The 25,660-nt window shown below is 74.7% G+C and carries 25 protein-coding genes and 1 riboswitch; of the genes, 15 read left to right on the top strand and 10 right to left on the bottom strand.

Annotated elements, in window-relative coordinates; all coding sequences use genetic code 11:
* Positions 1–2: 2 nt before the first annotated feature.
* Entirely contained in the window at positions 3–335 is a 333-nt protein-coding gene (locus tag J4709_RS30265; RefSeq protein ID WP_208245540.1) for a hypothetical protein, read from the top strand.
* 10 nt (positions 336–345) lie between these two features.
* Positions 346–948 carry a GNAT family N-acetyltransferase gene (locus tag J4709_RS30260; protein ID WP_208245538.1) on the top strand — a complete coding sequence of 201 codons (603 nt, stop codon included), beginning with the start codon at positions 346–348 and terminating at the stop codon, positions 946–948.
* On the opposite strand, the gene metF is transcribed toward J4709_RS30260, so the two are convergent.
* On the bottom strand, positions 885–1,820 hold the full coding sequence (gene metF / locus J4709_RS30255) for a methylenetetrahydrofolate reductase [NAD(P)H] (protein ID WP_208245536.1): 936 nt from the start codon (positions 1,818–1,820) through the stop codon (positions 885–887). The two genes, J4709_RS30260 and metF, sit on opposite strands and share 64 nt — an antisense overlap.
* 194 nt (positions 1,821–2,014) lie before the next feature.
* On the opposite strand from metF, the gene J4709_RS30250 reads away from it, so the two are divergent.
* The 4 genes from J4709_RS30250 to J4709_RS30235 all read left to right on the top strand — a co-directional run bounded on the left by J4709_RS30250 (position 2,015) and on the right by J4709_RS30235 (position 7,199).
* A complete protein-coding gene (locus J4709_RS30250) occupies positions 2,015–3,124 on the top strand; it encodes a polyprenyl synthetase family protein (protein WP_208245534.1) in 1,110 nt (369 codons plus the stop codon).
* A gap of 126 nt (positions 3,125–3,250) precedes the next feature.
* Complete coding sequence (locus tag J4709_RS30245; RefSeq protein WP_208245532.1) at positions 3,251–3,793, top strand: carboxymuconolactone decarboxylase family protein; 543 nt, start codon at positions 3,251–3,253, stop codon at positions 3,791–3,793.
* Positions 3,793–5,997, top strand: a complete 2,205-nt coding sequence (locus J4709_RS30240) for a beta-glucosidase family protein (protein WP_208245530.1) — start codon at positions 3,793–3,795, stop codon at positions 5,995–5,997. The genes J4709_RS30245 and J4709_RS30240 overlap by 1 nt, the downstream gene beginning before the upstream one ends.
* 86 nt (positions 5,998–6,083) lie before the next feature.
* Positions 6,084–7,199 carry a serine/threonine-protein kinase gene (locus tag J4709_RS30235; protein ID WP_232384226.1) on the top strand — a complete coding sequence of 372 codons (1,116 nt, stop codon included), beginning with the start codon at positions 6,084–6,086 and terminating at the stop codon, positions 7,197–7,199.
* A gap of 6 nt (positions 7,200–7,205) precedes the next feature.
* Here the strand turns inward: J4709_RS30235 and J4709_RS30230 are convergent, their stop codons facing one another.
* From J4709_RS30230 to J4709_RS30215, 4 genes are all read right to left on the bottom strand, one after another.
* A complete protein-coding gene (locus J4709_RS30230; RefSeq protein ID WP_208245521.1) occupies positions 7,206–7,367 on the bottom strand; it encodes a hypothetical protein in 162 nt (53 codons plus the stop codon).
* A 57-nt stretch (positions 7,368–7,424) separates the two neighbouring features.
* On the bottom strand, positions 7,425–8,096 hold the full coding sequence (thiE, locus tag J4709_RS30225; protein WP_208245518.1) for a thiamine phosphate synthase: 672 nt from the start codon (positions 8,094–8,096) through the stop codon (positions 7,425–7,427).
* A gap of 96 nt (positions 8,097–8,192) precedes the next feature.
* On the bottom strand, positions 8,193–8,576 hold the full coding sequence (locus J4709_RS30220) for an Rv2175c family DNA-binding protein (protein ID WP_208245516.1): 384 nt from the start codon (positions 8,574–8,576) through the stop codon (positions 8,193–8,195).
* A 69-nt stretch (positions 8,577–8,645) separates the two neighbouring features.
* Positions 8,646–9,869, bottom strand: coding sequence for an NAD(P)/FAD-dependent oxidoreductase (locus J4709_RS30215; protein WP_208245514.1), 1,224 nt, complete (start codon positions 9,867–9,869; stop codon positions 8,646–8,648).
* 108 nt (positions 9,870–9,977) lie between these two features.
* Positions 9,978–10,091, top strand: a riboswitch (TPP riboswitch).
* On the opposite strand from J4709_RS30215, the gene thiO reads away from it, so the two are divergent.
* The 6 genes from thiO to J4709_RS30185 all read left to right on the top strand — a co-directional run bounded on the left by thiO (position 10,082) and on the right by J4709_RS30185 (position 16,225).
* Positions 10,082–11,206 carry a glycine oxidase ThiO gene (gene thiO / locus J4709_RS30210; protein ID WP_208245513.1) on the top strand — a complete coding sequence of 375 codons (1,125 nt, stop codon included), beginning with the start codon at positions 10,082–10,084 and terminating at the stop codon, positions 11,204–11,206. Its footprint overlaps the riboswitch before it by 10 nt.
* Entirely contained in the window at positions 11,206–11,406 is a 201-nt protein-coding gene (gene thiS, locus J4709_RS30205) for a sulfur carrier protein ThiS (protein WP_173099938.1), read from the top strand. Before thiO ends, thiS begins: the two co-directional genes overlap by 1 nt.
* Positions 11,407–11,409: 3 nt before the next feature.
* Positions 11,410–12,204 carry a thiazole synthase gene (locus tag J4709_RS30200; protein WP_208245511.1) on the top strand — a complete coding sequence of 265 codons (795 nt, stop codon included), beginning with the start codon at positions 11,410–11,412 and terminating at the stop codon, positions 12,202–12,204.
* A gap of 160 nt (positions 12,205–12,364) precedes the next feature.
* A complete protein-coding gene (locus J4709_RS30195) occupies positions 12,365–13,351 on the top strand; it encodes a DMT family transporter (protein ID WP_208245509.1) in 987 nt (328 codons plus the stop codon).
* 36 nt (positions 13,352–13,387) lie between these two features.
* Complete coding sequence (pknB, locus tag J4709_RS30190) at positions 13,388–15,322, top strand: Stk1 family PASTA domain-containing Ser/Thr kinase (protein ID WP_208245506.1); 1,935 nt, start codon at positions 13,388–13,390, stop codon at positions 15,320–15,322.
* A gap of 42 nt (positions 15,323–15,364) precedes the next feature.
* Positions 15,365–16,225 carry a deoxyribonuclease IV gene (locus J4709_RS30185; protein ID WP_208245504.1) on the top strand — a complete coding sequence of 287 codons (861 nt, stop codon included), beginning with the start codon at positions 15,365–15,367 and terminating at the stop codon, positions 16,223–16,225.
* A 718-nt stretch (positions 16,226–16,943) separates the two neighbouring features.
* Here the strand turns inward: J4709_RS30185 and J4709_RS30180 are convergent.
* From J4709_RS30180 to J4709_RS30160, 5 genes are all read right to left on the bottom strand, one after another.
* Complete coding sequence (locus J4709_RS30180; protein ID WP_208245503.1) at positions 16,944–18,662, bottom strand: sodium/solute symporter; 1,719 nt, start codon at positions 18,660–18,662, stop codon at positions 16,944–16,946.
* Positions 18,659–19,165 (bottom strand): hypothetical protein, encoded by a 507-nt coding sequence (locus J4709_RS30175; protein ID WP_208245501.1) that lies wholly within the window; start codon positions 19,163–19,165, stop codon positions 18,659–18,661. The genes J4709_RS30180 and J4709_RS30175 overlap by 4 nt, the downstream gene beginning before the upstream one ends.
* Complete coding sequence (locus J4709_RS30170) at positions 19,158–19,949, bottom strand: LytR/AlgR family response regulator transcription factor (RefSeq protein ID WP_208245499.1); 792 nt, start codon at positions 19,947–19,949, stop codon at positions 19,158–19,160. The genes J4709_RS30175 and J4709_RS30170 overlap by 8 nt, the downstream gene beginning before the upstream one ends.
* A gap of 87 nt (positions 19,950–20,036) precedes the next feature.
* Positions 20,037–21,398, bottom strand: a complete 1,362-nt coding sequence (locus tag J4709_RS30165) for a sensor histidine kinase (RefSeq protein ID WP_208245497.1) — start codon at positions 21,396–21,398, stop codon at positions 20,037–20,039.
* A 110-nt stretch (positions 21,399–21,508) separates the two neighbouring features.
* Positions 21,509–22,132, bottom strand: coding sequence for a sulfite oxidase-like oxidoreductase (locus J4709_RS30160; protein ID WP_208245495.1), 624 nt, complete (start codon positions 22,130–22,132; stop codon positions 21,509–21,511).
* A gap of 284 nt (positions 22,133–22,416) precedes the next feature.
* On the opposite strand from J4709_RS30160, the gene aroF reads away from it, so the two are divergent.
* From aroF to J4709_RS30145, 3 genes are all read left to right on the top strand, one after another.
* On the top strand, positions 22,417–23,457 hold the full coding sequence (gene aroF, locus J4709_RS30155) for a 3-deoxy-7-phosphoheptulonate synthase (RefSeq protein WP_208245493.1): 1,041 nt from the start codon (positions 22,417–22,419) through the stop codon (positions 23,455–23,457).
* 239 nt (positions 23,458–23,696) lie between these two features.
* Positions 23,697–24,680, top strand: a complete 984-nt coding sequence (locus J4709_RS30150; RefSeq protein ID WP_307801653.1) for an EamA family transporter — start codon at positions 23,697–23,699, stop codon at positions 24,678–24,680.
* Positions 24,681–24,721: 41 nt separating this feature from the next.
* Positions 24,722–25,642, top strand: coding sequence for a DUF5954 family protein (locus tag J4709_RS30145; protein WP_208245491.1), 921 nt, complete (start codon positions 24,722–24,724; stop codon positions 25,640–25,642).
* The last annotated feature ends 18 nt before the right edge of the window (positions 25,643–25,660 follow it).

Genomic DNA, 25,660 nt, shown 5'->3' with positions numbered 1-25,660 from the left:
CCATGGCCGCTCCGCCGCCTCCGGGGAGCCTGCCCCCGCCGTACACCGCCGCCGGGGCCGCCCAGCTGCCGCCCGGGGAGCAGCCGAACCCCGAGTACGAGCAGCTGTACCACGCGTACGCCGACGCCTACGGCAGCATCGACGGCGTCCGGCGGGCCCTGGACCCGCCGGTGCGGACGCTCGGGTCGACCGACGCGTGGCTCGGGCCGGAGGCGCGCGCGTGGGGCGGGCAGCTCGATGGGCAACGCGGGGCGCTGCAGAAGGCGGCCGACCGGATCCTCTGGGACATCTACGACCGTCTGTCGTCCACGCAGCGGACCACCTCGCGGGTCTAGTCTCTGTCGGGTGAGGGACCCGAAGCTGCGCGAGATCGACGAACGCGCCTTCCTACGCCGGCTCAACCCCATGCTGGAGGTGTACCGGGCCGCGATGGAGCCGCCGGACGAGCAGCTGCCGGGCCGGCACACGATCATGGAGCGGCACGCCGCCTACCCCTCGTTCCGCGCGTTCGTCGCGGAGCGGCGCGGCGCGCTGCCCGGCCTGCCGGGACCGGTCCACGGGTTCGCCTACGGGTTCCGGGGCGCGCGCGGGCAGTGGTGGCACGACGTGGTGCACCAGGCGCTCGCCGACCTCGGCGGCGAGGAGCACGCCGCGACGTGGATGGACGACTCGTTCGAGGTCGCCGAACTGCACGTGCACCCGCAGGCGCAGGGCCGGGGGCTCGGGCGCGCCCTGCTGACGTCGCTGTGCGAGGGCCGCCCGGAGCGGACGGTCGTGCTGTCGACGCTGGACAGGCGGCCCGAGACGCCGGCCCGGCACCTGTACCGCTCGGTCGGGATGGTCGACCTGCTGAGCGACTTCGAGTTCCCCGGCGGCGGGCCCCGCTACGCGGTCATGGGCGGGACGCTGCCCTTGGCGCCGTACCCGCCGGCCTCCAGCAGCCCGTAGACCTCGCGCGTCGCGGTCGACTGGTTGAAGGTGATGAAGTGGATGCCGGGCGCGCCCTCGTCGAGCAGGTCGCGGCACAGGTCGGCGGCGTGCTGGATGCCGAGCCGGCGGACCGCTTCGGGGTCGTCGGCGACGGCGTCGAAGCGGGCCCTGACCTCGGGCGGGAACGGCGCGCCGGACAGCTGCTCGGACCGCTCGATGGTGCTGTACTTGGTGACCGGCATGATCCCGGGGATGATCGGCGTCGCGCAGCCGGTGGCGGCGACCCGGTCGCGGAGCCGCAGGTAGTCGTCGGCGCGGAAGAACATCTGCGTGATCGCGTAGTCGGCGCCGGCGCGGCACTTCTCGACGAAGTAGCGGGTGTCGCTCTCGATGTCGGGCGAGCGCGGGTGCTTGTAGGGGAACGCGGCGACGCCGACGCTGAAGTCGCCGTAGGAGCGGATCATGCGGACGAGCTCGGCGGCGTACTCGACGCCTTCGGGGTGCTTGACCCACTCCCCCATCGGGTCGCCGGGCGGGTCGCCGCGCAGCGCGAGCACGTTGCGGACGCCGGCGGCGGCGAACCGGCCGATGAGGTTGCGCAGCTCGGCCTGGGAGTGGTCGACGGCGGTGAAGTGCGCGACCGGGGTGAGGGTGGTGTCGGTGGCGATGCGCTCGACGATGTCGACGGTCGTGTCGCGGGTGCCGCCGCCAGCCCCGTAGGTGACCGACACGAACGTCGGGTGCAGGGGCTCCAGCTCGCGGATCGTACGCCACAGGTTCCGCGCGCCCTTGTCGGTCTTGGGCGGGAAGAACTCGAAGGAGAACGACCGCTCGCCCGAGGCCAGCAGCTCGCGGACGGTCGGGGGCCGGTCGGGACGTACGGGTCGCATTCCCCAAGCCTACAGTGGGGCCGGGCGCGGGCTCCGGCCCGTGCGGGCCGCGCGGCGGCGGCCGGCACCCATGTCCGTTACGCGTGATCCTGCACACGTCCGCACCACCGTATTGCCCTCATTTCCTAGGATGAACTGACATATCGCTCAATAGCCGACCGGTCGATTCCGTCCGGCTGGATACGATCACGGGCATGCCAAGCCTGCCCGCGGGAGGACGACCCATCGCATCCCCCGGCTCGCTCCACTCGTCCTGGAGCCGCATCCGCAAGCAGGTCGACGAGGCCCTGCCGGCGTTCGTCGACCGCCAGCGCCCCGGCCTGCTGGCCATCAGCGACGACCTCGGGCCGCTGTTGTCGGCGCTGGACGCGCTGCTCGCGGGGGGCAAGCGGCTGCGCCCCGCGTTCTGCTACTGGGGCTGGCGCGCGGCCGGCGGCGGCACCGACGACCCGGCGATCGTGCACGCGGCGGCGTCCCTGGAGCTGCTCCAGGCGAGCGCGCTGATCCACGACGACGTGATGGACTCCAGCGACACCCGGCGCGGGCAGCCGTCGGTGCACCGCAGGTTCGAGGCGCTGCACCGGGCGCACGGCTGGCCGGGCGCCGCCGGGCCGTTCGGCACCGGCACCGCGATCCTGTTGGGCGACCTGTGCCTGTCCTGGTCGAGCGAGATGTTCGAGACGTGCGGGCTGGACGAGGAGCGGCGGAGCCGCGGCCGAACCGTCTACGACCTGATGCGCACCGAGGTCATGTGCGGCCAGTACCTCGACATGCTCGAGGGCACCCGCGGCGGCGCGACGGCCGAGACCGCGCTGCGCGTGGTGGAGTTCAAGAGCGCAAAGTACACGGTCGAGCGCCCGCTGCACCTCGGCGCCGCGCTGGCCGGCGCGGACCCGCGGGTGACCGCCGCGCTCACCGGCTACGGCCTGCCGCTCGGCATCGCCTTCCAGCTGCGCGACGACGTGCTCGGCGTGTTCGGCGACCCCGCCGAGACGGGCAAGCCGGCGGGCGACGACCTGCGCGAGGGCAAGCGGACGGTGCTGGTCGCGCTCACCCTGGAACGCGCCACGGACGCGCAGGCGGCGGCGCTGGAGCGGCGGCTCGGCGACCCGGAGCTGGACCGTCCCGGCGTGGACGAGGCGCGCACGATCATCGAGGAGACCGGCGGCCTCGCGGCCTGCGAGGCGATGATCGACGGCTACCTGGACGAGGTCGGCCGGGCGCTGGCGGGCGCGCCGGTCGCCGAGGACGCCCGGGACGCGCTCGCGGAGCTGGCGATCGCCGCCACCGCCCGGCGCACCTGACCCGTCCCGCCGGCGTCCCGGGACGCCTCCGGACGCACGTGGCACACGTGATCGAAATGTAACAATCCGGCCAAGTGGGGCTGATGGGGTAGCACCGTCCCACCATTTGGTGGCAGAAATGTCGCCATGTGCGCAGACATTCCCGGGGAGCGCGCGCCGCGCCTCGCCCCGCTGCCCGAGGCGGAGTGGGACGGCACGCTGCGGGCCGTGGCCGCGACGACCGGCCCGCTGAACGTCTTCACCACCCTCGGCCGGCACCCGAGGCTGTTCGAGAAGTGGATCGGCCTCGGCACGGCGCTGCTGATGAAGGGCCTACTCGGCGACCGCGACCGGGAGCTGGCGATCATGCGCACCGCGCACCTGCGGGACTGCGCCTATGAGTGGGGGCACCACCGCCGGCTCGCGCTCGCCGCGGGCCTGACCGAGCCCGAGATCGCGGCGCTCCGGCTGCCCTTGGACGACCACGGCTGGTCCGACGACGACCTGATGGTCCTGACGGCGGCGGACGAGCTGAACGAGCGCAGCACGCTCACCGACGCGACGTGGGCGGCGCTGTCCGCCCGGTTCGGCGAGCGGGAGCTGATCGAGCTGGTGATGCTCATCGGGCACTACCACATGGTCGCCTTCGCGCTGAACGCGCTGCGCGTCCAGGACGAGGAGGGGCACTGATGCGGCGCACCGGACGAAGGACGGGGCACTCGGCGGCGCCCTCGGCGGGGCGTCGGACGGGGCGCTGGACGCCGGCCGCGGCGGCGCTGGTGTCGGTGCTCGCGCTCGCGGCGCCGCTCTCCGGCGCCGTCCCGGCGGACGCCGCGCAGACCCGCTGCGGCGACCCGGCGCAGCGGCCCTGGTGCGACACCGCGCTCGGCGCGGACCGCCGGACCGCGCTGCTGATGGCGAAGATGACCGACGACGAGAAGATCGCGATGCTCGCGTCGGACGACCCGCTCGGCGGCCCGCTCGGCGGATTCATCGACACCGCGCACGCCGACACCAACAACGGCGTTCCGCGGCTCGGGATCCCGCCGGTCTACATGGCCGACGGCCCGGCGGGGGTCCGGCAGGGCAAGGCGACCCGGCTGCCCGCGCCGATCTCGCTGGCCGCCGGGTTCGACCCGGCGGCGGCGCGGCTGTACGGCGGGACGGTCGGCTGGGAGGCCAAGCACCGCGGCAACGACCTGATCTTCGGGCCGACCGTGGACGTGCTGCGCGCGCCGCGCAACGGCCGCTCGTTCGAGGGCTTCGGCGAGGACCCGTACCTGTCGTCCGGGCTCGGCGCGGAGTGGATCCGCGGCGCGCAGGCGCAGGGCGTGATGGCGTCGGTCAAGCACCTGGCCGTCTACACCCAGGAGAGCGACCGGCTGTCGCTGGACATGAAGGTCGACCCGCGGACGCTGCGCGAGGTCTACCTGCCGCCGTTCGAGGCGGCGGTGAAGCAGGGCGGCGCGGCCACCGTCATGTGCGGGTTCGGGAAGCTCAACGGCCGCTGGGCCTGCCAGGACGGCGGTGTCCTGAACGGGATCCTGCGGTCGGAGTGGGGCTTCAAGGGGTTCGTGCCGTCCGACCACACCGCCGTGCAGGACACCGTGGCCGCCGCGAACGGCGGGCTCGACATGGAACTGCCGATCGGCATGAAGTACAACGCGTTCCTGCTGAAGATGGCGGTCGCGCAGAAGAAGGTGACGCAGGCCACGATCGACGGGCACGTCCGCAACGTGCTGCGGACGATGTTCGCGTTCGGGGTGTTCGACCGGGCCGCGTACCCGAACGACCTCGCGGCGATCGACCGGACGGCGAGCGAGACCGCCGCGCGGACGATCGAGGAGGGCGGGATCACGCTGCTGCGCAACGCGGGCGGGATCCTGCCGCTGAGGTCGCCGTCGTCGATCGCGCTGATCGGGCGGGCGGCGCGGCAGAGCCAGAGCGGGACGGGGTCGGCGAACGTCGTGCCGTTCGCGTCCGTCAGCGCGCAGGACGGCCTCGCGCGCCGCGCCGGCTCCGGAACGAAGATCACGTTCGACAACGGCGACAACGCGGGCGCAGCAGCCGACGCGGCCCGCAAGGCCGACGTCGCGATCGTGTTCGCCACCGACAGCGAGGGCGAGTTCTTCGACCGCTCCTGCCTGACGCTCAAGTGCGGCGACCCCCTGCGCGGCGACCAGGACGCGCTGATCGGCGCGGTCGCCAAGGCCAACCCCAACACGATCGTCGTGCTGCAGACCGGCGGGGCCGTGCTGACCCCGTGGCGGAACCAGGTGAAGGGGATCGTCGAGGCCTGGTACCCGGGCCAGCAGGGCGGGAACGCGCTGGCCCGCGTCCTGTACGGGGACGTGGACCCGGGCGGGCGGCTGCCCGTCACCTTCCCCGCCGCCGAGAACGACGCGCCCACCGCCGGGAACCCGGCCCAGTTCCCCGGCGTGAACAAGACCGTCACGTTCTCCGAGGGCGTCATGGTCGGCTACCGGCACTACGACACCAGGGGCCTCACGCCCGCGTACCCGTTCGGGTACGGGCTGTCGTACACGACGTTCAAGTACAGCGGGCTCACCGCGTCGTCCACGTCGGTGCAGGTCACGGTGACCAACACCGGCACCCGCGCGGGGACCGCCGTCCCGCAGCTGTACCTCGGGCTGCCCTCGCCCGGCGTGGACGTCCCGCAGCCGCCCCGGCAGCTCAAGGGCTACGCCAAGGTGCAGCTGGCCCCGGGCCAGAGCAAGCGCGTGACGTTCCCGCTGACCTCGCGGTCCCTGGCGTACTGGAACCAGGGCGCGAAGGCGTGGAAGGTCGCGGCCGGCTGCTACAAGGCGATGGTCGGCGGCTCCGAGCGCGGCATCGAGCAGACGGGGTCCTTCGGGACGTGCACCGCGCGGTGAAGATCGGGGTTCCGCTGCCCCGGCCCGGGGTGACAAGGTACAAATGAGGAATTCTTCGTCCGTCCCCGCCGAGTCGGAGTCCCCCCTTGCCGCACGACACCTCCCGCGGGAGGACGACCCCCCACAACGCGCACCCCGCCTCCTCACGCAACGGGCAGCAGCCCCGTAGCGGGCAGGCGCGCGCGGGGCAGGCCCACGGCCGCCCGGCCAAACCGCGCTCCGGCCAGGCCCCTCAGGGGGCCGGCAAGCGGCCCGCGGCGCGGCAGGGCGCGGGCCGGTGGCACGAGCGGCCGCTCGGCTCCGGCGACCCGCGCAGCATCGGCGGCTACCGGCTGCTCGGACGGCTCGGCGAGGGCGGCCAGGGCGTGGTCTACCTCGGCCGCGACGGCGACGGCGGGCTCGTCACCGTCAAGGTGCTGCGCGGCGGGCTGGACGCCGGGCAGCGCGCGCGCAGCCGGTTCGTCAAGGAGGCGGACGCCGCGCGGAAGGTCGCCGGGCGGCACACCGCGCGGGTGCTGGACGCCGACGTCACCGGCGACCGCCCCTACATCGTCAGCGAGTTCGTCGAGGGCCCGCCGCTGCAGCGGGTCGTGGCCGAGGACGGCCCGCTGCCCGCGCCGCAGCTGCGCAAGGTGGCGCTGCGCACCGCGGGCGCGCTCGCCGCGATCCACCGCGCCGGGATCGTGCACCGCGACTTCAAGCCCGCCAACGTGGTGCTCGGCCCGGACGGCGCCAAGGTGATCGACTTCGGCATCGCGCGCGCCGCCGACGCGCTGGCCCGCACCGAGCCGCTCACCACGAGCCCGATCGGCACGCCCGGCTACATGGCGCCCGAGCAGATCGAGGACGAGCAGGTCGGGCCGCCCGCCGACGTGTTCGCCTGGGGCGCCGCGATGGTGTTCGCCGCGACCGGCCGACCGCCGTTCGGCACCGGGCCGAGCGCGGCGGTGATGCGGCGGGTGACGTCGCGGCCGCCCGACCTCGGCGACATGGACGGGCCGCTGCGCGACCTCGCCGCCCGCTGCCTGGACAAGAACCCGGCCGCGCGGCCCACCGCGCCGCAGCTCGTCCGCGCGCTGCGCGAGGGGCAGGGCCCGGCGCCGAAGCCGCGGCCGACCCGCATCCCGCGCTACCGGTGGCGGATGATGCTGGCGCTCGCCGTGGTGATCATCGCCGGGTTCGCGCTCGGGGTGCTGTTCTAGCGGCGCTCACCAGTGCGGCGGGCGCTCCTCGATCAGCCGCGCGTCGTCATCGCCGCCGCCGCGCCACTCGCCCCAGCCGGCGTCGGTGTCGTCGGAGGTCTGGTCCGGCAGGATCTCCAGGTCCTCGCCGAGGTCGACGGGCCGGTCGTCGTCGGGTCCCACGCTCATGATCCCCATTGTCGGTCATCGGGGCGGCCGCCCGCACCGTGATCCCCGTCGCCCGCCTCAGGCGGCGGGGAGGCGGCGCGCGAACTCCGCGGCAGCGGCGCCCGGGTCGGCGGCCTCGGTGATCGCCCGGACGACCACGACGCGCTCGGCGCCCGCCTCCAGCACCTCGCCGAGGTTGCCGAGGTCGATGCCGCCGATCCCGAACCAGGGCCGGGGCTGGCGCTGCGCCGCCACGTACTCCAGCAGCTTCGGGCCGGGCGCGGGCCGTCCCGGCTTGGTCGGCGTGGGCCACACCGGGCCCGCGCAGAAGTAGTCCACGCCCGGCTCCGCGGACGCCGCGGACGCCTGCTCGTCGGAGTGCGTGGACCGGCCGATCAGCACGTCCCCGCCGACGATCTCGCGGGCGGCCGGGACCGGCAGGTCGTCCTGCCCGAGGTGCAGCACGTCGGCGCCGACCGCGCGGGCGACGTCGGCGCGGTCGTTGACCGCCAGCAGCGCCCCGTGCCGCTCGCACGCCGCCCGGAACACCTCCAGGTACCCCATCTCCTGCCGGGCCTCCAGGCCCTTCTGCCGGAGCTGGACGATGTCGACGCCGTTGCCGAGCACCGCGTCCAGGAACGCGGGCAGGTCGCCCTGCCGCTCCCTCGCGTCCGTGCAGAGGTAGAGGCGGGCGCGGCTGAGCCGGGCGCGCAGCGCCACGGCCCTCTCGGTCGGGATGTGCCTGGACACGGTGGGGGCGGTTTCCTTTCGCGGGCATGCGGCGCGGGGCCGCGCACGTCGGCGCGGCCCCGCGGCCGGTCGCTGTGGTCGGGTGGGCGTGCCGGGTCAGAATGCCAGGGCCTGGGCGCGTCGCCGCACCTCGGTCCCCCGGTTCTCGCTGAGCGCCTGGACGGGTGTGCCGGGCAGCGTGTCGTCGGCGGTGAACAGCCAGCGGACCGTCTCGACCTCGTCGAAGCCGGCGTCCGACAGCAGCGTCAGCGTGCCGGGCAGGCCCTTGATGACCTGGCCGTCGCGGATGAACGCCGCCGGCACCATCGGCTCGCCGCCGCGGCGGACCGCGAGCAGCTTGCGCTCGCTGATGAGCTGCTTGATCCGGCTCGTCTTGATGCCGAGGCGCTCCGCCGTCTCCCGGAGGGAGAGCCAGTCGCCGGCGAGGGCGTCGGTGCGGGGGTCCAGTGCGCTGTCAACGGTTGCGTGCGTCTGGGTCACGCCCCCTTGCTACCACGCCTTCGGAACCCTCAAACCCGCCCGGCCGCCGTTACCGGCGGTGAGGTTCCGCTACCCGCGAACGGCCTGGCGGACGGGCACGTCCGGGTCCGCGACCGCGTCCGGATCGACCGGCGTCCCGGCGGCGATCACCCGCCTCGCCTGCACCAGGTCGCGGGGCCGGTCGACGGTGAGGATCGCGTCGAGCCGGTCGCCGGTGAGCCACGCCACCGCCCACTTGCGGCCGGACGGGTCGCCGCGGCGGACGAGCCGCTCGGACCGCGTGTGGTCGCCCGCGTACTGCACCATCCGGCCGAACTGCTCGGACCAGAAGTAGGGGACGGCGTCGTAGGCGGCGTCCTGGCCGAGGAGGGCCGCGGCGGCGACGTCGGGGGCGTTGAGCGCGGTGTCCCAGTGCTCGACGAGCAGGCGCCGCCCGTAGCGGCCCGACCACCAGGCGGCGCAGTCGCCGACCGCGACGACGTCGGGGCGGACGGTGCCGGCCTCGTCGCCGGTCACGGTCCGGAACGAGCCGTCGGTGACGACACCGCGCTCCAGCAGCAGCCCGGAGCCGTCCAGCCAGCCGAGCGCGGGCCGCACGCCGATGCCGACGACGACCTCGTCGGCGTCGATCCGCTCGCCGCCGTCCGGACCGGCGAGGGCGAGCCCGCCGTGCTCGACGGCGGCGACCTTGACGCCGGTGCGCAGCGCGACGCCCGCCTCGGCGTACCAGGGGGCGGTGAGCGCGCCGACCTCGGGCCCGATCGCGCCCGCGAGCGGGGTGTCGGCGGCCTCGACGACGGTGACGGCGCAGCCCTTCTTCGCGGCGGCGGTGGCGACCTCGGCACCGATCCAGCCCGCGCCGACGATCACGATCCGGGCGCCCTCGGTGAGGCGTCCGCGCAGGTCGCGGGCCTCGTCGATGGTGCGCAGGACGTGCTGGTGCCCCTCGCCCGGCAGCGTGACGGGCTCGGCGCCGGTGGCGATGACCAGGCCGTCGAAGGGCAGGTCGCCGGCGGTGGAGGCGACGGCGCCGCCGCGGCCGGGCGCGTCCAGGCGCAGCCCGGTGGCGCGCTCGCCGAGCAGCAGGTCGCAGCGGAGCGCGTCCCAGTCCGCGTCGACGGTGGTGTCGTCGGAGTCGCCCGCGAGCACGGCCTTCGACAGCGGCGGCCGGTCGTAGGGCATGTGCCGCTCCGCCGAGACGAGGGTCAGCGCGCCCTCGTACCCCTTGCTCCTCAGTGCCTCGGCGGCCCGCACGCCCGCCAGCCCGCCGCCCACGACGATCACCCTGTCCATGGGCGCCCACCCTAACCGGGCCGGCCGGAGCGCTTTTGGACGGGTGTCCAGACAGGTGCATTCCGGCCGTTGGCCGTATGGTGGGGGACATAACGGCAGGTGCACAACACAACAGGGCGCGGGAGTCCGGTACGACCGGGCTGAGAGGGCGGCTGACCGGGCCGCCGACCGCCACGACCTGATCCGGATCATGCCGGCGAAGGGAGCGCGCATTGCAGATCGTGATCATCGGGGCCGGGGTCATCGGCCTGGCCACCGCCTGGCGGGCCGCGCAGGGCGGCGCCGCCGTCACCCTGGTCGACCCGGCGCCCGCGAGCGGCGCGTCGTCGGTCGCCGCGGGGATGCTCACCCCCGTCAGCGAGCTCAGCTACGGCGAGGAGCCGCTGCTGCGGCTCGGCCTCGCCTCCCGTGACCGCTACCGCGCGTTCGCCGCCGAGCTGGCCGAGGCCACCGGCCTGGACACCGGCTACCGCGACGACGGGACGCTCCAGGTCGCGTTCGACGCCGACGACCTGAAGCTCCTGGACGACCTGCGCGCCTTCCAGGAGGGCCTCGGCATCCCCGTCGAGGCGCTCACCGGCCGCGAGTGCCGCAAGGCCGAGCCGATGCTCGCGCCCGGCGTGCGCGGCGGCCTGCTCGCCCCCGAGGACGGCTCCGTCGACCCGCGCCGGCTCGCCCCGGCGCTGCTGGCCGCGGCCGAGGGGCTCGGCGTCCGGCTGGTGCGGCGGCGCGCGGAGGGCGTGCTGGTCGAGCGTGACACCGCCACCGGGGTCCGGCTGGACGACGGCACCGAGATCCGCGCGGACAGGGTGCTGCTGGCCGCCGGACCGTGGTCGGGCGACCTCGCGGGCCTGCCTCCCGGGACCGTTCCACCCGTCCGCCCCGTCAAGGGCCAGGTGATCCGGCTCCGCACGCCGGTGCCGTTCCTGCGGCGCACCACCCGCGGCCTGGTCAAGGGCTCGTCGGTGTACCTGGTGCCGCGCGCGGACGGCGAGATCGTCATCGGCGCCACGCAGGAGGAGCTGGGTTTCGACACCCGGGTCACCGCGGGCGGCCTGTGGGAGCTGCTGCGGGACGCCCGCGAGCTGCTGCCCGGCATCACCGAGCTGGAGTTCGCCGAGGTCACCGCGGGCCTGCGTCCCGGCTCCCCGGACAACGCGCCGCTGATGGGCCCGACCGCCCTGCCCGGCTTCTACCTCGGCACCGGCCACTTCCGCAACGGCATCCTGCTGGCGCCGGTCAGCGCCGACGCCCTCGCCGCGATGCTGCTGGACCGCCCCGTCCCCGCGGTGGCGGCCCCCTTCTCCCCCGCCCGCTTCCCCACCGAGGTGCAGTGATGAGGATCATCGTGAACGGAGAGCCGCGCGAGCTGCCCGACGGCGCGTCGGTGGCGCAGGCGGTCGCGGCCGTCACCGCCGCCGCGTCCGGCGTCGCGGCCGCGCTGAACGACGAGGTCGTCCGCCGGTCGGCGTGGGAGGCGACGACGCTGCGCGAGGCGGACCGCCTCGAGGTGCTGACCGCGGTGCAGGGGGGCTGACCGGTGACGGAGACGACCGACGACACCGCCGCCGACGCCCTGGTCATCGCGGGCGAGGAGATCGGCTCCCGGCTGATCATGGGCACCGGCGGGGCGCCCAGCATGCAGGTGCTGCGCGAGGCGCTGACCGCGTCCGGGACGGCGCTGACCACGGTCGCCATGCGGCGGGTCGACCCGTCGGCGCGCGGCTCGGTGCTGGACGTCCTCACCGGCTGCGGCATCCGGGTGCTGCCGAACACCGCGGGCTGCTTCACCGCGGGCGAGGCCGTGCTGACCGCGAAGATGGCGCGCGAGGCGCTCGGCACGAACTGGGTCAAGCTCGAAGTGATCGCGGACGAGCGGACGCTGCTGCCGGACCCGATCGAGCTGGTGGAGGCCGCCGAGCAGCTCGTCGACGACGGTTTCGTCGTGCTGCCCTACACCAACGACGACCCGGTGCTGGCGCACCGGCTGGAGCAGCTCGGCTGCGCGGCGGTCATGCCGCTGGGCTCGCCGATCGGGTCGGGGCTCGGCATCCGCAACCCGCACAACATCGAGCTGATCGTCGAGCGGGCGGGGGTCCCGGTGATCCTGGACGCGGGGCTCGGCACCGCGTCCGACGCGGCGCTGGCGATGGAGCTCGGCTGCGACGCGGTGCTGCTGGCGACCGCCGTCACCCGCGCGCAGTCGCCCGCGCGGATGGCCGCCGCGATGCGGCACGCCGTCGAGGCCGGGCGGCTGGCCCGGCTGGCGGGCCGGATCCCGAAGCGCCGCTACGCCCAGGCGTCCTCACCGTTCGAGGGACTCGCCTCGTCTTAGCCGCTTGATGAAGCAGAACTAAAACTTCGACTGAAGAAATATTCGCTGGACCTGAACGGTGGGCGTCCCCAGACTGAGGGGCGTCCACCGGGAGATGACGCCGCGACCTGGCCGCATCCTTCGGTGTTCATGGAAGAGTCGCGAACCTAAGGTGCGTCACATGCAACAGGCCAGTGTCAGCCGCGATGCCCCGCGAACGGGCGTCGACCGGCTCGCCGTCGCGGCCGCGGCCGTCACCGTCGTGCTGTGGGCCTCGGCGTTCGTCGCGATCCGCAGCGCCGGCGCGGAGTACGGCCCCGGCGCCCTCGCCCTCGGCCGGCTGCTGTCCGGGACCGTCGTGCTCGCCGTCCTGTGCGCCGTCCGCCGCGAGGGCCTACCGCCCAAGGGCGCCTGGCCCGGCATCGCCGCGGCGGGCGTGCTGTGGTTCGGCGCCTACATGGTCGCGCTGAACTGGGGCGAGCGGCTCGTGGACGCCGGCACCGCGTCCCTCGTCGTCAACATCGGACCGATCCTGATCGCGCTGCTCGGCGGCTGGCTGCTCAAGGAGGGCTTCGCGCCGCGGCTGCTGGCCGGCATGGCGGTGTCGTTCGCGGGCGCCGCGATCGTCGGGCTGTCGATGTCCGGCGACGGGGGCTCACCGGTCGGCGGCGTGCTGCTGTGCGTCGTCGCCGCGATCACCTACGCGTTCGGCGTCGTCAGCCAGAAGCCCGCCCTCCGGCACGCCTCGCCCCTGCAGTTCACCACCTGGGCGTGCGCCGTCGGCGCGGTCGTCTGCCTGCCGTTCGCGCCGCAGCTGGTCTCGCAGGCCGCGGACGCACCGGCCGGCGCGACCCTGAACATGGTCTACCTCGGCGTCTTCCCCACCGCGATCGCCTTCACCACCTGGGGTTACGCGCTGGCCCGCACGTCCGCCGGGAAGATGGGCGCCACCACCTACGCCGTGCCCGCGCTCGTGGTCACGATGTCGTGGCTGTTCCTCGACGAGGTGCCCGGCCTGATCACCCTCGCCGGCGGCGTCCTGTGCCTCGCCGGCGTCGCGGTCTCCCGCAGCACCCGCAGCACCCGCCGCCCCCGACCGGCCGCTCCGGAGGCCCCCGCCGCGCCGCTCTCCGACCCGCGGCTCATCGATGCTCATACTCACGACTGATGAGAACATCCTTCATTCGCCCGTAAACTCGCCTCGATGGACACGTCGGTTGCAGATCCACTCGTCGGGCAGGTGCTCGACGGGCGCTACCGCATTGAGTCCCGGATCGCGCGCGGCGGCATGGCCACCGTGTACGTGGCCCGCGACCTCCGGCTGGACCGCACGATCGCGATCAAGGTGATGCACGCCGGGCTCGCCTCCGACGAGGACTTCGTCGCCCGCTTCATCGGCGAGGCCAAGGCCGCCGCGGCGCTCTCCCACCCCAACGTCGTCGCCGTGTACGACCAGCGCTCCGACGGCGAGCACGTCTTCCTGGTGATGGAGTACGTCCCCGGCCGGACGCTCCGCGACGCGCTCACCGAGGCCGGCCGGCTCGGCCCGCGCGCCGCCCTGGAGATCATGCAGCCGGTGCTGGCGGCGCTCGGCGCCGCCCACCGGGCCGGGCTCGTGCACCGCGACGTCAAGCCGGAGAACGTGCTGATCTGCGACGACGGCACCATCAAGGTCGCCGACTTCGGCCTCGCCCGCGCCGAGAGCGCGAGCAAGATGACCAAGACCGGCATGATCATCGGGACGGTCGGCTACCTCGCGCCCGAGCAGGTGCTGCAGGGCACCGCCGACGTCCGCTCCGACGTCTACGCCGCCGGGATCATGCTGTACGAGCTGCTCACCGGCCGGCTCCCCCACCAGGCCGACACGCCCCTCGCGGTCGCCTACAAGCACGTCAACGAGGTCGTCCCGCCGCCGTCCGGCGCCGTCCCGGCCATCCCGCGGCGGGTCGACGAGCTGGTCACCGACGCCACCAGCCACGACCCGGCGCGCCGCCCCGAGGACGCCAACCAGTACCTGGCGGAGGTCGCCGAGGTCTTCGGCGGCCTGCCGCGCGACTTCGACCGCCGGATGGAAGAGGCGTCCCACAACTCCACCAGCATCTTCGCGTCGCCGCCCGGCGCGCCGCCGCAGGGCCACACCGCCGTGCTGGACGCGCCCTTCGAGACCATGCCGTCCGAGCGCGGCCCCCGCTCCCGCGGCGACCGGGTCCTCGGCGCGCTCACCGGCAAGTACGTGCTGTTCGCCATCGGCGCCGTCGCCGCGGTGATCCTCGGCTGGGCCGTCTGGTACCAGACGTCCGGGCAGTACGACCACGTCCCGTCCCAGATCATCGGGATGAAGGTCGCCGACGCCCAGCGCAAGCTGGAGGGCGGGGGCCTCGACGTCCGCGTCGCCGCCGCCGTCTACGACGACCACGTCCACAAGGGCATGGTCGCCAAGAGCGACCCGCCCGCCGGCGCCCGCATCGCCAAAGGCGAGACCGTCACGCTGACCCCGTCGAAGGGCATCACGCCCCGCGCGGTCCCGGACGTGACGGGCAAGTCGCTCGACGACGCGAAGCAGACGCTGCAGAGCAAGGGCTTCACCATCGGCGACACCAGCAGCACCCCGTCGCAGACCGTCGGCAAGGGCAAGGTCGTCGGCACCGACCCCGCCGCGGGCGAGAAGCAGTCCCCCGACAAGCCGGTCGACATCACCGTCAGCAGCGGCATGTCCATGCCGAACGTCGTCGGCGCCAACGGCGACGCCGCCGCCAACCAGCTGCGCTCCATGGGCCTGAACGTCAAGGTCGAGAAGAAGAAGGTCGACGGCAAGCCCGCCGACACCGTGATCAGCCAGGACCCGGCCGAGGGCACCGGCGTGTCGAACGGCGACGACGTCACCATCGTCGTCAACAAGCGCGACTGCATCGTCGACGCGGGCCCGTTCCACATCGGCTGCAACGACGGCGACCCGCAGCAGAACATCCCCGTCCCGAACATGACGGGCCGCAGCGTCTCCGACGCCAAGAAGGCCCTCAAGGACTCCGGCTTCGAGGTCAACGTCACCGGCTTCGGCGGGAACACCGTCCGGTTCCAGAGCCCGAACAGCGGCGAGGCCCCGCGCGGCTCCACCATCACCCTGGTGAAGGGCCCCTGACCGGTCCGGACGGTCGGACCCGGCGGCTAGGCTGAACGGCCTATGACCGCACCGCAGAGCCCCATCGGGGCGCACGTTCCCGTGGCCGGCGGGCTCGCCACCGGCGGCCTGAAGTACGCCGCCGAGATCGGCGCCGAGGCGATCCAGGTCTTCGTCGCGAACCCGCGCGGCTGGGCGCTGCCCGAGGGCAGGCCCGCCGAGGACGCCAAGCTCCTGGCGCGCACCGACGTCCCCGTCTACGTGCACGCCCCGTACCTGGTGAACTTCGGCTCGCCCAGCGAGGAGACCCTCGCCAAGTCGATCGCGACCGTCCGGCACTCGCTCGTCCGCGGCCGCGCGATCGGCGCGCGCGGCGTCGTCGTCCACACCGGCTCCGCCGTCAGCCAGACCTACGACGAGGCGATGGCCCAGGTCCGCGAGCACGTCCTCCCCCTGCTGGAGGAGATCCCCGAGGACGGCCCCGACCTGCTCCTGGAGCCCATGGCGGGCCAGGGCAAGATGCTGTGCGCGAAGGTCCAGGACCTCGGCCCGTTCTTCGAGCGCCTCGACCACCACCCGAAGCTCGGCGTCTGCTTCGACACCTGCCACGCGTTCGCCGCGGGCCACGACCTCGCCGCCCCCGGCGGCGTCAAGGACGCGATGGACGCCCTCGTCGCGACCGTCGGTGAGGGCCGCCTGAAGCTCGTCCACGCCAACGACTCCAAGGACGTCTGCGGCTCCGCCAAGGACCGTCACGAGAACATCGGTGCGGGCCAGATCGGTGAGCAGCCTTTCGCGGACCTCTTCCGCCACCCCGCCCTGGCCGGCGTCCCCTTCATCATCGAGACCCCCGGCCGCGCCCCCGAACCCCACGCCGAGGACATCACGACCCTCAAACGCCTAAGAGACGACCACAACGCCTGATCCCCGGTCGACGAGATCAGCCCCGCACCGACCCGCACGTGACCGGCGACCTGACCGGCGGCAGAAACCGCAACGAACCGCCAGACGATCGTCCGTAACCGAAGGCGGCGACAACCGGAACGTTGCGATCGCGTGCGAAGCCAGATTCGAGCGAAGCGAGAATCTGATCGCGCAGCGAGCCCCTGGGCGAGTCGGAGCGATGCTGCGATCGCCGCTTTGCCCGCCGAAGGGAAGGCCGTCTAGCGGCCTGACCGCCAAGGGCAAAGCCGTAAAAAGGACTCGGGCGTCGCCGAACAACCCCCCGACTGTTCGACGACGCCCGAGCCACAGGTCGTCGGGTCCCACCCCCCCGGTACGGGACCCGGCGACTCACGATCCGGCGTTCGACTGGCGTTCGCCGGATCTCCGGGTTTGCTGTTGTGGGAGGTTTCGCGGTGGTGGGCGGCTGTGCCGTCCTTCCGTCCGCCCGCTCCTCCGAAGCGGTGTGGCGTGTGGTGCCACTGAGAACACTAGAGGTCGGACGGCTCCGATCGGCACCCGGGAAGGACAAGGCTCGGTAAACGGTTCGTAGTCGGAGGTGTGCGGAGTGTAGTCGTACGATGAGCGGTCGGTTACGTGCGACGAGCGGTCGGGGCGGCGTTCAGGAACGGTCCACATGGCGGTGAGCGGTCGTGTCGGAAAATCACCGGGCGCCTGCGGGGCCGGTCCGCGGGGTGTTTCAGGGGGCGGCGGCGGGTTCGGGGAGGTGCAGCCGGGCCATCGCGCCGTCGGTGCGGCGCGGTACGCGGCGGCGGGTGAGCAGCGACACCGCGATCATGACGGCGAACGCGGCGGGGGCGACGACCAGGGACGGCTGGGCGAGCAGCGCGCCCGTCCAGCCGGTGCCGGGGCCGGCGGCGAGCCGGGTGAGGCCGGCGGCGACGGCGAGCCCGCCGCCGGTGGCGAGGCCGGCGAGGGCGCCGGGGGCGGTGAGGCCGCGCCACCAGATGCCGAGGACGAGCAGCGGGCACAGCGAGCACGCCGAGACGCACAGCGCGGTGACGACGAGGTCGGCGGAGTCGCGGGGGCCGATGGCGGGGAGCACGGCGAGCGGGGCGGCGAGGGCGGCGACGACGCCGAGGCGGAACGCGGCGACGCCGTCGCGGTGCCGCATCCGCTGGGTGACGGTCCCGGCGATGGCGACGACGATGCCGCAGGAGGTGGAGATGAACGCGGCGAACGCGCCGGCGGCGACGATGCCGGTCAGCACGGCGCCGGGCGCGCCGGGGACGGCCCTGAGCGGGAGCAGCAGGATGGTGGCGTCGATGTCGCCGGTCATCAGCAGTTCGGGGGTGTAGAGGCGGCCGAGGGTCCCGTAGAGGGCGGGGAAGACGTAGAACAGGGCGAGCAGGCCGGGGACGATCGCGGCGGTGCGGCGCGCGGTCCGCCCGTTGGTGCTGGTGTAGAAGCGCATCAGGATGTGGGGCAGGCCCATCGTCCCGAGGAGGACGCCGATCAGCGTCGAGTAGGTGGTGTAGAGGCCGTGGCCGCCGGGGCGGCAGAAGGGGGTGGCCCGCGTCCCGTCCGCGGGGGCGGGCAGGCGCGCGGCGTGCGGGACGGCGGCGCCGGCGGGGAACACGATCTCGGCGCCGCCGCCGACGGTGTGCCGGCCCGGGGCGAGGGGCACGGCGGCGGCGTGGCGGCGGACGCCGTCGAGGCGGCCCGTGGCGGTGACGGTGACGGCGGCCGGGACGTCGACCGCGACGCCCGTCTCGACGTGGACGCGGGTGGTGCGCTCGAAGCGCACGGGGCGGTCGGCGGCGGACGCGTCACCGCCGTCGGCGTGCCAGAACGCCAGCAGCGCGACGGCGGGCACGGCGACGGCGAGCAGCTTCACCCAGAACTGCACGGCCTGGACGGCGGTGATGCCGCGCATGCCGCCGGACGCGACGAGGCCGGCCGCGACCACGACGATCACGGCCCAGCCGGTCCAGACGGGGGCGCCGGTCAGCACCCGCAGGGTCACGCCGGCGCCCTGGAACTGCGGCAGCAGGTAGAACCAGCCGGCGAAGCAGGCGCAGCAGGTGACGGCGCGCCGGACGGCCCGCGACCCGAGCCGCCACTCGGCGAAGTCGGAGATGGTGTAGGCGCCGGAGCGGCGCAGCGGCGCGGTCACGAACGCCAGCAGCAGGACGTATCCGGCGGTGGCGCCGATCGGCAGCCACAGCGTGCCGGTGCCGTAGGCGAGGACGAGCCCGGCAGTGCCGAGGTAGGCGGCGGCGGAGATGTACTCGCTGGCGATGGCGGTGGCGTTCCACCACGGGCTGACGCCCTGGGAGGCGACGAGGAAGTCGGAGGCGGTGCGGGCGGAGCGGCGGCCGTGCGCGCCGAGCGCGGCGGTCAGCGCGAGGACGAGGGCGAGGGCGGTGAGCGCGGCCGGCGCCGCCGGGGCGGTCACGGGCGTCCCGCCGGCCTCGGGTGGTCGCGTTCGGCGCGTTCGGCGCGGCGCAGGTGCGCGAGGGCGGCGAGCACCCACAGGGGCTGGACGCCGGCGACGGGGAGCAGCCACGCGGGCGGGAGGCCGAACGGCCGGGGGCCGCCGGGGGCGAGGGCGGGCAGGACGGGGATCGCGGCCGTGACGGCCAGCACGAACGCGGCGGTCCCCAGCGCGATCCGCAGCTGAACCCGGACGAGGCGCCGCACGTCGGCCCGTCCGCTCCCCCTTCCGAGGCCGTCCGCCTCCGGCCGGCCGGGCGCCTCGGCCGGGGCGGGCGCCTCGGGCGGGTCGCGGGGGGCGGGGAGGACGGGCCGGGCGGGCGGCGGGCCGGTATCGGGCGGGTCGGGGTCGGACGGGTCCCGGCCGGCGGGGTCGGAGGTGGGGCCGGCGGGCGCGGCGGGAGCGGCGGGGCCGGGGGCGTCCGCGGGGGGCGCCGGAGCCGGGGCGCGGTGCGGGTCAGGCATGGCCGCCGCCGTCGCCCGCGCCGTCCGCGGCGTGGTGGAAGCGGCGCACCAGCAGGTCGCGGACCTCGCGGGTGTGCCGGCGGCTCACCGGCAGCAGCGCGTCGCCGATCTGCACCGCGGCCCGCCCGCCGTCGAAGCGCAGCTCGGTGATGTGCGCGGACGCGACGAGGGTGCTGCGGTGGATCCGGATGAAGCCGGCGCCCTCCCACCGCTTGGTCAGCGCCGTCAGCGGCATCCGCACCAGGTAGCCGCCGTCGGCGGTGTGCAACCGGACGTAGTCGCCCTGCGCCTCCACATGGGTGACGGTCCGCCGCGACACCAGCCGGGTGCGGCCGCCCAGCTCGACGGGGATCATCTCGTCGTCGGCGCCCGCGTCGGGGGCGTCCTCGCCGGGCGGCCCCGTCCGCGCGCAGGCGGACGCGACCCGCCGGACCGCCTCGGCGAGCCGCTCGGGCCGGACGGGTTTGAGCAGGTAGTCGAGGGCGCCGAGCTCGTAGGCGGTGACGGCGCAGTCGTCGTGCGCGGTGACGAACACCACGTGCGGGGGCGCGGCGAAGCCGGTCAGCAGCCGGGTGAAGTCCAGGCCGTCGAGGCCGGGCATCCGGATGTCCAGGAACACCGCGTCCAGGCGCTCGCCCTCCACGAGCATCCGGCTGAGGTCGCGCAGCGCGGACGAGGCGTCCTCCGCGCCGGTGACCCGCCCGATCCGCGGGTCCTCGCGGAGCAGGTGGACCAGCTCCGCCAGGGCGGGGCGTTCGTCGTCGACGGCCAGGACGTGCAGCATGATGGCGACTTTGCCGCGATTACCGTCTGTCCGCAATCGATTCCGAAAAGTGAGTGCGCCGCCGGGGCGCCGCCGGGGCCGCTCCCCTCAGTCCGGAAAGACGCCCGGACGGTACTTCGGAACGCGCAATCTGACCTTGGTTCCGGCGCCGAGCGCGGTCTCGACGGTCAGGCCGTACTCCTCTCCGTAGACCTGCCGCATCCGCTCGTCGACGTTGGCGAGCCCGATCCCGCCGCCGCGCCGGTCGGGGGTGGCGACGCTCCCCCAGCCGGTGGGGCCGGGCCGGCCGACCGGGGCGGCGAGGATCTCCTGCAGCCGCTCGGGGTCCATGCCGACGCCGTCGTCCTCCACGCTGATCGCCGCCTCGGCGCCGCAGTCGCGGGCGACGATCGAGATGTTCAGCGGGCCGCGGGTGCCCTTCATGCCGTGCCGGATCGCGTTCTCCACCAGCGGCTGCAGGGCGAGGAAGGGGACGGCGACCGGCAGCACCTCGGGCGCGACCTCGACGTCGAACCGCAGCCGGTCGCCGAACCTGGCCCGCTCCAGGAGCAGGTACCGGTCGATGGAGCGCAGCTCGTCGGCGAGGGTGGTGAAGTCGCGCGGGTTGCGGAAGGAGTAGCGGGCGAAGTCGGCGAAGTCCAGCAGCAGGCCGCGGGCCCGCTCGGGGTCGGTGCGGACGAACGAGGCGATCGTGGTCAGCGAGTTGTAGACGAAGTGCGGGGAGATCTGCGCCCGCAGCGCCCGCATCTCGGCCTCGGCCAGCCGGATCCGGGCGGTGTCCAGCCGGGCCAGTTCGAGCTGGCCGGTGACGAGCCGGGCCGCCTCGCCGACGGCGCGGACGCGGGCGGTGGACGGGCCGGTCCAGTACGCGGCGAGGGTCGCCTCGACGCGTCCCTCGACGGCGAGCGGGGCGACCATGGCGACCTGGATGCGGCAGAACGGGTCGCGGCAGCCGAGTAGTTCGGGGGCGAGGACGCGGGGGCGGCCGGAGTCGAGCACCGGCAGGGCGTGGCCGACGGCCTCGCCGGCGTGCTCGTCGCGCCCGATGCCGTCCCAGGCCAGCAGCCGCGGGGCGGGGGCGTCCTCCGCCGCGTCCTCGCCGCCCCGCGGGCCGCCGTCGCCGTCGCCGTCCCGCTCGTCGGCGTAGAGGTCGTCGTACGGGGCGTCGACGCCGGACGGGACCGCGACGAACGCGACGGCCTCGGCGCCGAGCAGCGCCCGCAGGTGCCGGGCGGCCTTGCGGGCCGAGGCGGGGTTCAGCCCGGCGCGCAGCGGCGGCGACACGCGGGCGACGGCGTGCAGGGTCGCGAACGCCGCCTCCTCCGCCGGTCCGGCGGGGGCGCGGCGCGGCGGACGCGCCCGCAGCCGCCCGCGCAGCGCGAGGAGTCCCGCGGCGGCGCCCGCGGCGAGGGCGCCCGCGAGGATGTCCGCGACGGACGGTAGGTCCATGACAACGTACGGTAACGGTTGTCTTCCGCCAAGGTCGGCGTGTTGCCGATTTACGACGGTCCCGGATCCGTTATGGCGCCTCGGGGAGGCACCCCCAGCGGGGCGGGGCCTCAGAGGGGCGGGGCCTCGCCGTCCTCCTCCTGGTAGGAGTACCGCTGCTCGGACCAGGGGTCGGCGACGTTGTGGTAGCCGCGCTCCTCCCAGAACCCGCGGCGGTCCTTCACCAGGTACTCCACCCCCCGGACCCACTTCACGCTCTTCCACGCGTACAGGTGCGGGACGACGATCCGGATCGGGAAGCCGTGGTCGGCGGTCAGCCGCTCGCCGTCGTGGTGGGTGGCGAACATCGTCCCGTCGGCGAGGAAGTCGCTCATCCGGATGTTGGCGCTGTAGCCGTACTCGGCCCACACCATCACGTGCGTGACATCCGGGGCGGGCGGCGCCAACTCCACGATCGCGGTGCCGGGGACGCCCTCCCACTCGTTGCCGGGGATCGTGAACTTGGTGACGCAGTGGAAGTCCGTGACGGCCCGCGTCCGGGGCAGCGCGTCGAACTCCTCCCAGGACCACCGGTGCTGCTCCCCCGACGCGGTCGCGCCGAAGACCCGGAAATCCCAGTCCTTGGGACGGAACTTGGGGACGGGGCCGTAGTGGAGGACGGGCCAGCCGCGGGGGACGTACTGGCCCGGCGGCAGGTCCCGCGGCTGCGGCGCGGACGGTTCGGGGTGGGACATGACGCGGCCATCCTGCCATCCGGCGTGAGCTGAGCCATATTCGGGGGCCGTGCGGGAATCGGCGGCGCGCATCGGCTACGCTGATGACCGTGCGCAACATCGTGTATTTCTTCTGGTTCGACCAGCCCGGGCGGCTGGTCTGCCAGGCGTTGCGCTGACAGACCAACAAGGCGAGAGCCCCGGGCCCCATCGGCCCGGGGCTCTCGTCGTTTTCCAGGGGGTCGTCCGCCGGACCCGGCCCGGGTCCGCGCGCGGTCCGCGTGATGAGGAGAGGCAGCACACCCATGGTCGTCGTCATGGCCCCGGAGGCCACCGAAGCCGATATCAACGCCGTCGTCTCACTGGTCGAGACGGCGGGAGGCGATGCGTTCGTCAGCCGCGGCGTGGAGCGCACCATCGTCGGGCTCGTCGGCGACGTCCAGCAGTTCGGGTCGCTGAACCTGCGCGGGATGCGCGGGGTCACCGACGTGGTGCGGATCTCCGTCCCCTACAAGCTGGTGAGCCGCGAGCACCACGCCGAGCGCACCGTGGTGCGGGTCGGCGGCGTGCCGATCGGCCCCGGCACGATGACGCTGATCGCCGGCCCGTGCGCGGTCGAGACCCCGGAGCAGACGCTCGGCGCCGCGCAGATGGCGCAGGCCGCGGGCGCGACGCTGCTGCGCGGCGGCGCGTTCAAGCCGCGCACGTCGCCGTACGCCTTCCAGGGCCTCGGCGAGGCCGGCCTGCGCATCCTCGCGGACGTGCGGGAGGAGACGGGCATGCCGATCGTCACCGAGGTGGTGGACGCCGCGGACGTCGAGCTCGTCGCGTCCTACGCCGACATGCTGCAGATCGGCACCCGCAACGCGCAGAACTTCGCGCTGTTGCAGGCCGCCGGCGAGGCCGGCAAGCCGGTGATGCTGAAGCGCGGCATGAACGGCACGATCGAGGAGTGGCTGATGGCCGCCGAGTACGTCGCGCAGCGCGGCAACCTCGACATCGTGCTGTGCGAGCGCGGCATCCGCACGTTCGAGAAGGCCACCCGCAACACCCTCGACATCTCCGCGGTCCCGGTGGCGCAGCGCCTCTCCCACCTGCCGGTGATCGTGGACCCGTCGCACTCTGGCGGCAGCCGCGACCTGGTGCTGCCGCTCACCCGCGCGGCCGTCGCGGTCGGCGCCGACGGCGTGATCATCGACGTGCACCCGCACCCGGAGACCGCGCTGTGCGACGGCCCGCAGGCCCTGGTGGACGGCGACCTGCGCGAGCTCGCCAAGCTGGTGCGCGACCTGCCGCCGATCGTCGGCCGCACGCTGACCGGGGCGCCCGTCCCGGACCCGGCCTGAGGCCCGGCTTCGCGGCGTGCCCGGCGGCCGGCGCGCCGCGAAGCAGCACGGACGGGCTGGTAATTTGTGAACATGGCGTACTGGACCTCGAACCTCGGCCCGCCCCGCTCCTGACGGGGCGCGGCGACGGCACACCCTGCGAGTCCTGACGGACCCGGCGCGGCAGCGCCCGGTCCGCGTTCTCCTGCGCCCCGGATCCGGAAACGATCTCTCCAGATTCGAGCCCAGGAGCTTCTCCCGTGTCAGTGCGCACGTTCAGAACGTCCAGGCGGGCCTCCGCGTCCGCCACCCCTGCCGCCGCCCGGCGCGCCCTCGGCGGCGGCGCCGACATCCTGCTCGCCGCGTCCCTGTGGGGCACCACCGGGACGGCCCGCACCTTCGCCCCCGGCGCGTCCAGCGTCTCCGTCGCCGCCGCCCGGATCGTCCTCGGCGGGCTGCTGCTGCTCGCCTTCGCCGCCGCGACCCGCCGCGCCGGCCTGCTCCGCCTCCTGCGCGGCCGGGCCTGCCGGGCGCCGCTCGCCCTCGGCGCCGTGGCGATCGCGGTCTACCAGGTCGCCTTCTTCGTCGCCGTCTCCCGGACGGGCGTGGCCGTCGGCACCGTCGTCACGATCGGCAGCGCGCCCGCCTTCACCGGGCTGATCGGGCTGGCGACCCGGCGGGCCGTCCTCACCGGCCGCTGGACGGCCGCGACCGCGGGTGCCGTCGCCGGCTGCGCCCTGCTCGTCGGCGCCGGGCACGGCTCCGGCGTCGACCCGGCCGGGATCGCGCTCGCGCTGCTGTCCGGGCTGTCCTACGCGGTGTACGCGACCACCGCGTCCGCCCTGATCACCCGCGGCGAGGACGACCGGGCGACCGCCGGGGCGCTGTTCGGCGCGGCCGCGGTGCTGCTCGTCCCGGTGCTGGCGGCCGAGCCCGCCGGATGGCTGCTCACCGGGTCCGGCGCGGCGACCGCGCTGTACCTCGGCGCGGTCACCACCGGCCTCGGCTACGTGCTGTTCGCGCGGGGCCTGCGCGGCACCCCCGCCACCACCGCGACGACGCTGACGCTCGCCGAGCCGGCCGTCGCCGCCGTCCTCGGCACGGCGGTGCTGGGCGAACACCTCGGCGGGGCCGCCTTCGCGGGCCTCGCGCTGCTCGCCGCCAGCCTTGTCGTGCTCGTCGCGCCCGTCCGCCGTCCGGGGAAGCCCGGGAGACGCGGCCGGAGCGGTAACGAATTGGTCTGAACCACTCGCCAGATCGGGGGGCGGCGAGGATGATGTCCGGCATGACGATGGGCGATGGCGACGCCGGGGGACGGCTGTTCCCGGAGGACCTGGACGGCGTCGACCCGGTCGCCGCCGTGATGCTGGCCGACGCCTGCCGCTCCCTCGCCGCCTACCCCGAGCTGGTGGCGGTCGGGCCGCTGTTCACCGCCGCGGAGCGGGTTTCCGGCGGCTGGCAGGTCGTCTGCCCGCCGGACCCGCTGCCGCAGGGCGCCCGCGAGCTGCTCGCCGACCATCTCGACGACCGCGCCGCCGGGCTCGGCGAGGAGACCGCGCGCGAGTTCCGGGGTGCGGCGGCGGCGCTGCGGACCGGCCCGTGCGACGCGGTGGCGGCGGCCGGCCGCCGGTTCGCGATCGTGCGGGTCGAGCAGCTGGTGCGGACCGGCCCGGACGGCCCGGAGCCGCCCCGCCCGAGCGACCCCGACCCGCGGCCGGCGTCCGTCCCGGACTCCTACCGCCGCCCCTACGACCTGCTGTCCGGCGAGGGCGCCGGGTCCGACCTCGCCACCGCCGAGCTGCTGTGCCAGGTGCTGGACGCGGCGGCGGTCAGCGGGAACGAGCCGTCCGGCGCGTTCCTCACGCCCGTCGCGCTGGCGCCCGCGTTCACCGTCGCCGAGCGCGGCGGCGGCGTGCCGGGCCGCGAGCGCCGCTGGCGCCCCGTCGGCCGCCTGCACGCCACCCCGCAGCGCGCCCGCGACTCCCTCATCGGCTACCTGCGCGACATCGCCCCCGCCGTGGAGGCCCTCGCCGAGACCGATGCCGACGCCTACGCGGAGGCCGCCGAACTGCTCGCGGACGAGCCCCGCCGCAATGGCATCGCCGTAGCCGGCCGCCGCTTCCGGATCGTCCGCATCGAGCGCATCACCCTCATGGGCCCCCAGGGCCCGGAGCCGCCCCGCCCCACCGACTTCGATACCCCCTGACCCACCAAACCGCCGACC

Source organism: Actinomadura violacea (assembly GCF_017573465.1).
Classification (GTDB): Bacteria; Actinomycetota; Actinomycetes; order Streptosporangiales; family Streptosporangiaceae; genus Spirillospora; species Spirillospora violacea.
Note: the sequence above shows the minus strand (reverse complement) of the source record. Positions and strands in the feature narration are given on the sequence as shown.